At 59.0% G+C, this 10050-nt stretch carries 10 protein-coding genes; 4 read left to right on the top strand and 6 right to left on the bottom strand.

All coding sequences use genetic code 11. The features are described from left to right. Positions 1 to 81: 81 nt before the first annotated feature. Complete coding sequence (locus VGP75_RS01790; protein ID WP_327542019.1) at positions 82 to 846, bottom strand: endonuclease/exonuclease/phosphatase family protein; 765 nt, start codon at positions 844 to 846, stop codon at positions 82 to 84. 398 nt (positions 847 to 1244) lie between these two features. Here VGP75_RS01790 and VGP75_RS01785 point away from each other — a divergent pair, with 398 nt between their 5' ends. Continuing rightward, a complete protein-coding gene (locus tag VGP75_RS01785) occupies positions 1245 to 1823 on the top strand; it encodes a nitroreductase family protein (RefSeq protein WP_327542018.1) in 579 nt (192 codons plus the stop codon). Next, positions 1820 to 2509 (top strand): EI24 domain-containing protein, encoded by a 690-nt coding sequence (locus VGP75_RS01780; RefSeq protein ID WP_327542017.1) that lies wholly within the window; start codon positions 1820 to 1822, stop codon positions 2507 to 2509. Before VGP75_RS01785 ends, VGP75_RS01780 begins: the two co-directional genes overlap by 4 nt. Here VGP75_RS01780 and VGP75_RS01775 read toward each other — a convergent pair. Together VGP75_RS01775 and mce are read right to left on the bottom strand one after the other, a co-directional pair. Further along, on the bottom strand, positions 2496 to 2783 hold the full coding sequence (locus VGP75_RS01775; protein ID WP_327542016.1) for a DUF1467 family protein: 288 nt from the start codon (positions 2781 to 2783) through the stop codon (positions 2496 to 2498). The two genes, VGP75_RS01780 and VGP75_RS01775, sit on opposite strands and share 14 nt — an antisense overlap. 64 nt (positions 2784 to 2847) lie before the next feature. Next, on the bottom strand, positions 2848 to 3252 hold the full coding sequence (mce, locus tag VGP75_RS01770; protein WP_327542015.1) for a methylmalonyl-CoA epimerase: 405 nt from the start codon (positions 3250 to 3252) through the stop codon (positions 2848 to 2850). A 125-nt stretch (positions 3253 to 3377) separates the two neighbouring features. Here mce and VGP75_RS01765 point away from each other — a divergent pair, with 125 nt between their 5' ends. Then, the gene (locus VGP75_RS01765) at positions 3378 to 4091 is read left to right on the top strand and encodes a response regulator (RefSeq protein WP_327542014.1); all 714 of its coding nucleotides are present in this window, start codon (positions 3378 to 3380) and stop codon (positions 4089 to 4091) included. A gap of 10 nt (positions 4092 to 4101) precedes the next feature. Here VGP75_RS01765 and aspS read toward each other — a convergent pair whose 3' ends face one another. The 3 genes from aspS to bchE form a co-directional block, all read right to left on the bottom strand. Further along, positions 4102 to 5955, bottom strand: coding sequence for an aspartate--tRNA ligase (gene aspS, locus VGP75_RS01760; RefSeq protein WP_327542013.1), 1854 nt, complete (start codon positions 5953 to 5955; stop codon positions 4102 to 4104). Between the two features lie 153 nt (positions 5956 to 6108). Next, complete coding sequence (bchJ, locus tag VGP75_RS01755) at positions 6109 to 6720, bottom strand: bacteriochlorophyll 4-vinyl reductase (protein WP_327542012.1); 612 nt, start codon at positions 6718 to 6720, stop codon at positions 6109 to 6111. Next, positions 6692 to 8356, bottom strand: coding sequence for a magnesium-protoporphyrin IX monomethyl ester anaerobic oxidative cyclase (gene bchE, locus VGP75_RS01750; protein WP_327542011.1), 1665 nt, complete (start codon positions 8354 to 8356; stop codon positions 6692 to 6694). Before bchE ends, bchJ begins: the two co-directional genes overlap by 29 nt. 183 nt (positions 8357 to 8539) lie before the next feature. Here bchE and carB point away from each other — a divergent pair. Continuing rightward, positions 8540 to 10050: carbamoyl-phosphate synthase large subunit (gene carB / locus VGP75_RS01745; protein ID WP_327542010.1), on the top strand; the 1511-nt coding region annotated here is incomplete at its 3' end.

The following is a 10050-nucleotide window of genomic DNA, read 5'->3' as shown; positions in this document are numbered from 1 at the left end:
GCTGGTCTTACGCGCCCCGGACGGGTCCGCGCTGTCCGATGTCTGGCTGCATCGTTGGTCCCCGGCAAGGGACGGCGGCCCTTAAAGCAAGCTAACGGTTGCGCGGACCGGCAAATGATCGGAGGTCTTGCGAACCCGTTCTGAAAATATTGCCCTGGTATTGCTCACGCGTGCAGGCGCTGTGGCCATCACCCGGTCAAGAGGAAGAAACGGTCGATGCGATGGAAAGCTTTGGGAAGACGGCCCGCGAAATTCATGTCCGACGACACGTTCGGAAAAAGCCAACCCATTCCATGGTCGCCATTCATTCAAGTCACCGATAAGTATCGCTGGCATAGAAGGTTGTCTGTTCAAATACTGCCCAATCGTGCGCATCTGAACAATGCGCAGAGCCTGTGTCAGCGAAAGGTGCGTAGCAATGACACTAAAGAGCAGCGCCTGATGCCGAAACGTCAGGATCGTTGCCCCGCGCGGGTAGTGGCCCGGCAGATCCAGTAGCGCCCCATGCACAAGCTCGAACCGATCTGCATAAAGGACCACCGTACCAAGAAATCCGCTGCTTTGTTTTCCCCATCTCAAGGTGCCTTCAGCTTGCGCATGCCGCATTGATGTCTTTTCAACGATTTCATCGAGATCCAGCAAAGCACCGTAGGGCGGCTGCTCCGCATCAGCCTCGGTCAAGACAAGAAGGTCCGGCTCCCCGTCCTTGACCAACTCCAAGATCACGTTTTCCGTGCGTATCGGGTCAATGATCCCGTCCTGTCCGCGGCACCGGTGAACGTTCCATGTCAGGCACTCAACGTCTGCCTTATTTCGTGCTGATTTATCTATCAGGTCTGATGCCAAAAAATTACATTTCCGCTGGAATAGGAATCACAACAGCGTAAACAAAACCATAGTTTGGCCCCTTTAGCGAATGGTTGCGTTGGCCAATCGGATAATTGTTGCGATGGCATCGCGCTGACGGTGATCCTGTCCATGAATGTGATGTTTACAAGACGAGGATGTTCCGCATTCCCACGGCGGACTGTTGCTCCAGCACAGAATATTGGTGATGAGGGCTCACAGCCGCCATTCGCTGTGATTTTCGTCAAAGTTCTGCATGCCGGATCTGACCCTTTAGGAGCGCTGGCCACAAAGCCATCCAATGTCTGAAGCCCGCGCATTTCTTTCAACACCCATCCCCTGTTGCCACGCGGCCCCTGCCTTCATATCTGTAACGCACAGAAAACACAGGAAGACCCATGCCAGACCGCAACCAAGCCGCTCTCGATTTCCTTCTCACCCGCCGGTCGCGCCCCGCCAAGACGCTGACAACGCCGGTGCCGGACCGCGCCACGCTGGAAACCCTGCTGACCGCTGCCGCACGCACGCCCGATCATGGCAAGCTGGAACCCTGGCGTTTTATCGTCCTGTCAAAACCTGCCCTCACGCGGCTGGCCGCGTCAGCGACTGCCCGTGGCGCAGCCCTTGGCATCGACCCCGAAAAGATCACCAAGGCGCACGACCAGTTCGCCAATGCCGACCTTGCCGTCGCGGTGATCTGCAGCCCGAAACCAAGCGAGAAAATTCCCCACATCGAACAGGTCTATTCCGCAGGTGCTGTCTGCCTTGCACTTGTCAACGCGGGCCTTGCGGCGGGTTGGGGTGCGAACTGGCTCTCGGGCTGGGCGAGCCATGATGAAACCTTCGTGACCGAAGGCCTCGGGCTTGCGCCCCATGAAAGCGTGGCGGGGTTCATCCACCTTGGCACCGAAACCAGCGCACCGCCCGAACGCCCCCGCCCCGACCTTGCCGCCATCACCACATGGGCCGATACATGATCCTTGCGTCTTTCCTCAAGGCCATCGCCCAACTGCCCGACCCCCGCTTTCGCAGCGTGCTGTGGCGCGGGATCGGCCTGACAATCGCTTTGCTCGTCGGCCTTTATGCGGGCCTTCTGTGGCTGATCGAATGGTTGACCGCAGCCCCGATCACGCTGCCCGGCGTTGGCGAAGTCACATGGATCGGCGATCTGCTCAGCTGGGGGTCGCTGGGGTTGATCATCGTCATGTCGATCTTCCTGATGGTGCCGGTGGCTTCTGCCATCACGTCACTCTTTCTGGACGAGGTCGCACAGGCGGTCGAGGACAAGCATTTCCCCACACTCCCCGTCATTCCCCATGTCACGTTCTGGGACGGGTTGCGCGACAGCGTGAATTTTATGGGTGTGCTGATCGTGGCAAACCTCTTTGCCTTTATCCTCTACGGGCTGTTCCCCTTTGCAGCACTCTTTATCTTCTATGCGCTGAACGGGTTCCTCTTGGGCCGCGAATATTTCACACTCGCTGCCATGCGCCGCGTTGGACGGGTCCGCGCCAAAGCGTTGTGTAAGGAACACCAAGCCAAAATCTGGCTCGCAGGCTGCCTTATGGCCGTCCCGCTGTCATTTCCGCTGATCAATCTGGTGATCCCGATCTTGGGTGCTGCAACCTTCACCCACCTTTATCACGCCGTTAGTCGCGACTGACCTCGGGGGTCGACATCCGCTCGAACCAGTCGATATCGCGGACCGAAACAGCCCCTGACAGGATCGTGCCCGCGATGACAATCCAGATCGGCACGGCCCACAGTGTGGTCAGCCGTGCCTTGCGCTTGAAGCTGAAATTCGCAGGTGACGACGCATGGGTGCCGGGCACGATCTCGCCTGCCTCGCCCTGGGTTTCAAGGCGCAGCGGCAGGACGATAAAGAAAACAACCGTCCAAATGACTGCAAGCAAAACAAGACCGGAAACGGGACCCAAAGCAAAATTCCTTATGTAGCGTGGCTGTCCTTCAGATACGCCGTTTGCGCGTCAGGACAAGGGGCTAAACCTGCTCAAGCTCGATCAGACAGCCATTGAAATCCTTGGGGTGCAAAAACAGCACCGGCTTGCCATGCGCCCCGATCTTGGGTTCACCGTCACCCAGTACGCGCGCGCCTTCGGCCAACAGGTGATCACGGGCCGCAAGAATATCGTCCACCTCGTAACACACATGGTGGATGCCCCCCGAGGGGTTCTTGTCAAGAAAGCCCTGTATCGGTGAGCCTTCACCCAGCGGATAAAGCAATTCGATCTTGGTATTGGGCAGGTTGATAAACACAACCGTCACACCGTGATCCGGCTCATCCTGCGGCGCGCCCACGTCGGCCCCCAGCATGGTGCGGTACTGCGCGCTTGCGGCCTCCAGATCAGGCACGGCAATTGCAACATGGTTCAGACGGCCAATCATGCGGGTATCTCCTCTTTTGTACTTTATGGCGCGTGCAAACGTCGTGTGCAACGGACGATGCGGTTAATCACCTCTTCACCTTGTGCTGCTTTGAATGGGTAAGCTGCAACGAAGGGAAGAATCAGATGGCAACGCTTGATGAACTGATGTTTACCCGTGCGCCCACCGCACGCCGCCCGCTGCTGGGGCTGACCGTTCTTGTGGTCGAAGACAGCCGCTTCGCAAGCGAGGCGATCCGCCTGATGTGCCTGCGTTCGGGTGCGCGGCTCAGGCGTGCCGACAGTCTGGAAAATGCGCGGCGCCATCTGGCGATATACCGGCCAAATGTTCTCTTGGTCGATGTGGGCCTGCCCGACGGGTCGGGGCTGTCACTGCTGCGGATGCTGGCCACGGCAACCCCGCGGATCGAGGTGCTTTTGGGGATGAGCGGGGATGATCACGCGCGTGACGTGATGGCCGCAGGTGCGGACGGGTTTGTCGCCAAACCGGTCGACAGCCTGTTGGGATTTCAAACCGCAATTCTGGAAAACCTGCCCAAAGAACGGCAACCCGCAGCCCCCCGCGCGGTATCCGACGAAACAATCCGGCCCGATCTGGTCGCCTATCGCGACGACCTGCACCATATCGCGCAGGTGCTTGACGACACGGACGAAGATGACGCGCTGGATTATGTCACACAGTTTCTCGGCGGCGTGGCGCGCAGCGCCAAGGATCATGACCTTGACGCTGCTGTCGCAAACCTGATCCGGCTGCGCCGCGCGGGCCAGAACGCGGGGCCCGGCGTCATCGCCCTGTCACAACTGGTGCAGACACGGCTCGCCGCAGGCGGGCCGCTCTAACGACAGGCGCCTAGCTTTCGGGTGGCAGCACCCGCAGACGCAATTCGCGTAGCTGCTCGTTCTGTGGCTCGCTCGGCGCACCCATCATCAGGTCTTCGGCGCGCTGGTTCATCGGGAACATGATGACTTCGCGGATGTTCGACGCATTCGCCAGCAACATCACAATCCGGTCGATCCCCGCCGCACAGCCCCCGTGGGGTGGCGCGCCATATTGGAATGCGTTGACCATGCCGCCAAAGCGCTTTTCAACTTCATCCTTGCCATATCCGGCTAGTTCAAACGCCTTGAACATGATCTCGGGGCGGTGGTTCCGGATCGCGCCGGACACCAGCTCATAACCGTTGCAGGCCAGATCATACTGGTATCCGAGCACCTTGAGCGGATCACCCTCCAGCGCCTCCATCCCGCCTTGCGGCATCGAGAAGGGGTTATGTTCGAAATCAATCTTGCCGGTTTCTTCGTCCTGCTCGTAGATCGGGAAATCCACGATCCATGCGAATGCAAAACGGTCCTGATCCGTCAGGCCCAACTCATCACCGATGACGGTACGCGCCTTACCGGCTACGCCTTCAAACGCTTTCGGCTTGCCACCAAGGAAGAACGCCGCATCCCCAAGTCCAAGGCCCAACTGCTGGCGGATCGCCTCGGTCCGCTCCGGCCCGATGTTCTTGGCCAAAGGTCCAGCCGCTTCCATGCCGCCTTCAATCTCACCGGAATTCAGCTTGGCCTGCGCCTCTTTCACTGTAATCCCCAGCTCTTGCGCCACCGCATCAGCGGTCTTTTCGCGCCAGAAGATATAGCCCATCCCGGGCAAACCCTCTTTCTGGGCAAAAGCATTCATCCGGTCACAGAATTTCCGCGAGCCACCTGTCGGTGCAGGAATAGCGCGCACTTCGGTGCCTTCCTGTTCAAGCAGTTTGGCAAAGATCGCAAAACCGGACCCTGCAAAATGCTCGGACACAACCTGCATCTTGATCGGGTTACGCAGGTCCGGCTTGTCGGTGCCATACCACAGGGCGGCATCACGGTAGCTGATCTGCTCCCACGTCTGGTCAACCTTCCGGCCCCCGCCGAATTCCTCGAAAATCCCCGTCAGAACCGGCTGGATCGTGTCAAACACGTCCTGCTGCTCGACAAAGGACATCTCCAGATCCAGCTGATAGAAATCCGTGGGCGACCGGTCTGCGCGCGGGTCTTCATCGCGGAAACACGGCGCAATCTGGAAATACTTGTCATAGCCCGACACCATGATCAGCTGCTTGAACTGCTGGGGGGCCTGCGGCAGGGCGTAGAATTTACCAGGATGCAGGCGCGACGGCACCAGAAAATCGCGCGCGCCTTCGGGGGACGACGCAGTTATGATGGGCGTCTGGTATTCACGGAACCCGCTATCCCACATCCGGCGGCGCATCGACGCCACCACATCCGACCGCAACTTCATATTGTTCTGCATCGCCTCGCGGCGCAGGTCCAGATAGCGGTACTTCAAACGGGTCTCTTCAGGATATTCCTGATCGCCAAACACCATCAGCGGCAATTCCTTGGCCGCACCCAAAACTTCGATGCCCCGAATGAACACTTCTACCTCACCGGTGGGCAGTTTAGGGTTCACCAGCTCAGGATCACGTGCCTTCACCTCGCCATCAATGCGGATACACCACTCGGACCGCACCTTTTCCACGTCCGCAAAAGCCGCCGAATCCGGATCACAGAGCACCTGCGTAATGCCATAGTGATCGCGCAAATCGATAAACAGGATACCGCCGTGATCGCGCACACGATTGACCCAGCCCGACAGGCGAACGGTTTCCCCGACATTGGCGGCGGTCAGATCGGCACAGGTATGGCTGCGGTAGGCGTGCATGGGTCAATTCCTCAAGGCATTAGGACGGTGCGGTTGGTCGGCCCGATACACCCCTTTGCCCGGATGAAGTCAACCGTTCCTCATCATCTTGCCATAAAAACTCCCGCCGGAGGCACCAAAATTTGCAGAATTTTGGTAACAAGGTGCCTGACCCTAGCCCCGGTTCAGAACAAACCGGCACGCAGGCGCACCCGTCGCACAGCAGCTTTCCTCAGCGCAGCGCAGACGCGTATCCACCAAGCTGCGAAAAAGCGTCTCAAAGACCGCCGCATGCCAATGACAGAGCGGCGTCTTGCTGACTTCCCCGCGCACGATGGGATTGTCCCTGATCTCGAAAACCAAAGGACCCGTGACCGCAAATTCACCCGACCCCGCAAAGGTCCAGGCATGCCGCGCAATCGCTTTCGACAGAAGCGGCGCGGCCAGTGCCGCGGGCAGAACCCGCAACAACAGCTGCGCAGGTTTCGGAATGCGGCGCGCCATAATATAGCGCGCTGTCCGCTCACCGGCAGCCCAGGCCAGCGACGGGGCCATTTCGGGTTCGATCGCGCGCAGGGCCTGATGCATGCGCGCGGCAGGCCCCTCTGGCATCATTCCCTCATCGCTTGGCGGCGCAAACACCCCTGCAGCGGCCATCACCTGATCACGCAAAGGCTGGCCACCCGCGCGTTCCAGCACGGGCAACAGTTGCAGAATCGCGTTCGGCCCGATCAGGCCCGCACCGCGATTGGCATCGTCAGGCGTCCTCCATTTGTTCGGACCCACCGCCGCAGGCCTTGATCTGCGCGCCATTGGGCATCTTGAAATCGGCCGCACGTTCCGCCGCCCTTTCCTTGCCCTGCGCACGGATCGCGGCACGGCGCTCGGCTGCTCTCGCGGCCTTATCGGCGCTGGCCTCCCAATCCTCCATCTGCGCCTCGGCAATGGTGCGGGTTTCGTCAAAGTGGAAATCGAGCTTCCCCTTGGACTGCGGCCCCGTATAACCAACTTTACCCAGATCATAGAAGGTCCGCGCAAAACCCGCCTTCATGAACGCCTTCAGACATCCCAGCAGATAGCGCCGCCGGAACCCCGTGCCGCGCCACGGATAATGAAACAAGGCCTTTTTCATATAGAACCGGCGGTAATTATTCATCACACCGTCCAGCAATTCACCGCGCGTCATCGCCGCCGGTTTCATGATCGGGGTCACAAAATTGTAGCGGCTGAAGTCGAACACCTCGACCTTGTCCTTCAATTCCTGAAACAGCGGCGTAAACGGCCACGGCGTATACATCGCCCAATTGGCAAGATCCGGCTGCCAGTCCCACGCCATCTTGTAGGTCTCGTTCAGGGTCTCGGGCGTCTCGTTGTCCAGCCCCACGATAAACTGGGCCTCGACCAGAATATCGGCCTCGCGCAGCAGGCGGATGGCCTCTTTATTCTCTTCGACCTTGGTTTCCTTGTTGAACTGGTCCAGCTTCATCTGGGCCGCGGCCTCGGTCCCCAGACTGACGTGAACCAAGCCCGCCTCGCGGTAGAATTTCAGCAATTCGCGGTCACGATAGATATCCGTCACCCGTGTATTGATGCCCCATTTTACGCGATCGGGCAGCCCCCGTGCGATCAGCTCCTCACAGAACTGGATGAATTTCTTGCGGTTGATGGTGGGTTCCTCATCCGCGAGGATAAAGAAGCCGACCTGCTGCTCGTTTACCAGCCGCTCGATTTCGTCGACCACCTTTTTGGGATCACGCACACGGTAATCACGCCAGAATTTCCACTGGCTACAGAACGAACAGGTAAAGGGACAGCCGCGCGCCATATTGGGAATAGCCACGCGCGTGTTCAGCGGAATGTAGATATATTTCTCCCACTCCAGAATGGTCCAGTCAGGGTCGATCCCGTCCAGATCCTTGACGGTGCTGGCCGCAGGGGTCGCGACAATCTCGTCCGCATCAATGAAAGCCAGCCCCTTGATCTTGCGCTTGTCGGCAGGCCAACGGCCATCGCGCACCGCAGACATCAGCTCGGTCACGATCTCTTCGCCCTCGCCCCGCACGATCACATCGACCCAAGGTGCCTCGGAGAGGACTTGCTTATACATGAACGTCGCATGGACCCCGCCCAAAACACGCAAGGCGTCCGGCGCATGCTCTTGGGCAATGCGCAGCACCTCTTCGGCCTTATAGATCGACGGTGTAATCGCTGTGACACCAACAACATCAGGCTGTAATTCCGCGATCTTTCCGGCAAGTACTTCATCCGAGAGATCATTTGTCATCGCATCCACAAAATGGATATCATCAAAGCCGGCCCGGCGCAGAGACCCTGTCAGATAAGCGACCCAGGCGGGCGGCCAGCTGCCCGCAATCTCGGCCCCACCCGAGCGGTAATTGGGGTGAACAAACAGAATGCGCATGACTGACTCCCTTATGTGTCTATTTTAATTTACACTTAGTAGTGTCAGAATTTATTGACACAGATCAAATGGGCTTCATGTGCAGTCGAAAGCATCATTTCCCGGACAAAGGCGAACTCCCTCTTGCGCCTGCCTGCACCATGCCTATAACCCACGAAAATTTGCACATTCCGGGGGCCTGCCATGCCAAAACGTACCGACATCCAGTCGATCATGATCATCGGCGCGGGCCCCATTATTATCGGACAGGCCTGCGAGTTCGACTATTCGGGTGCTCAGGCCTGCAAGGCCCTGCGCGAAGAGGGCTACCGCGTGATCCTCGTCAACTCCAACCCCGCCACGATCATGACCGATCCGGGGCTGGCGGATGCCACCTATATCGAACCGATCACCCCCGAAATTGTCGCCAAAATCATTGAAAAAGAACGCCCCGATGCGCTCTTGCCGACGATGGGCGGGCAGACCGGCCTGAACACCTCGCTGGCACTGGCCGACATGGGTGTGCTGGAAAAATTCGGGGTCGAGATGATCGGTGCGAAACGCGAAGCCATTGAAATGGCCGAAGATCGCAAACTCTTCCGCGAAGCGATGGACCGCCTCGGCATTGAAAACCCCAAGGCCACGATCATCACCGCACCACAGGTGAATGGCAAACGTGACATCAAAGCGGGCCTGCAACTGGCCATCGACGCCATTGAATATGTCGGCCTTCCCGCGATCATCCGCCCCGCCTTTACCCTTGGCGGCACTGGCGGCGGCGTGGCCTATAACCGCGCGGAATATGAACACTATTGCCGCACCGGGATGGAGGCCTCACCTGTCGGCCAGATCCTTGTCGATGAAAGCCTGCTCGGCTGGAAAGAATTCGAGATGGAAGTCGTGCGCGACAAGGCCGACAACGCCATCATCGTCTGCGCCATCGAGAACGTGGACCCCATGGGCGTGCACACGGGCGATTCGATCACTGTCGCACCTGCGCTGACGCTGACCGACAAAGAATACCAGATCATGCGCACCCACAGCATCAACGTGCTGCGCGAAATCGGTGTCGAAACGGGCGGCTCCAACGTGCAATGGGCCGTGAACCCGTCAGACGGGCGCATGGTGGTCATTGAAATGAACCCCCGCGTGTCGCGGTCTTCGGCGCTGGCCTCCAAAGCCACCGGTTTCCCGATTGCCAAGATCGCGGCCAAACTGGCGGTCGGCTATACGCTCGATGAACTCGACAACGACATTACCGGCGTGACCCCTGCCTCGTTCGAGCCGACAATCGACTATGTCGTCACCAAGATCCCGCGCTTTGCCTTTGAAAAATTCGCAGGCTCCGAACCCCACCTGACAACGGCGATGAAATCCGTCGGCGAGGCGATGGCCATCGGCCGCACCTTCCACGAGAGCATGCAAAAAGCACTGGCCTCGATGGAAACCGGCCTGACAGGTTTTGACGAAATCGACATCCCCGGCGCACCGGATGCCGCAGCCATCACCAAAGCGCTGGCCAAACAAACCCCCGACCGCATCCGCGTGATCGCCCAGGCCATGCGCCACGGCCTGTCTGACGACGATATCCACGCCGTCACCAAATTCGACCCGTGGTTCCTTGCGCGCATCCGCGAAATCATGGACGCCGAGGCCGAAATCCGCAAAAATGGCCTGCCCGTCACCGAAGACGGCCTGCGCGCGGTCAAGATGCT

This window comes from Yoonia sp. (assembly GCF_036007805.1).
Classification (GTDB): domain Bacteria; phylum Pseudomonadota; class Alphaproteobacteria; order Rhodobacterales; family Rhodobacteraceae; genus Yoonia.
This window is presented reverse-complemented; position numbering and strand designations above follow the sequence as displayed.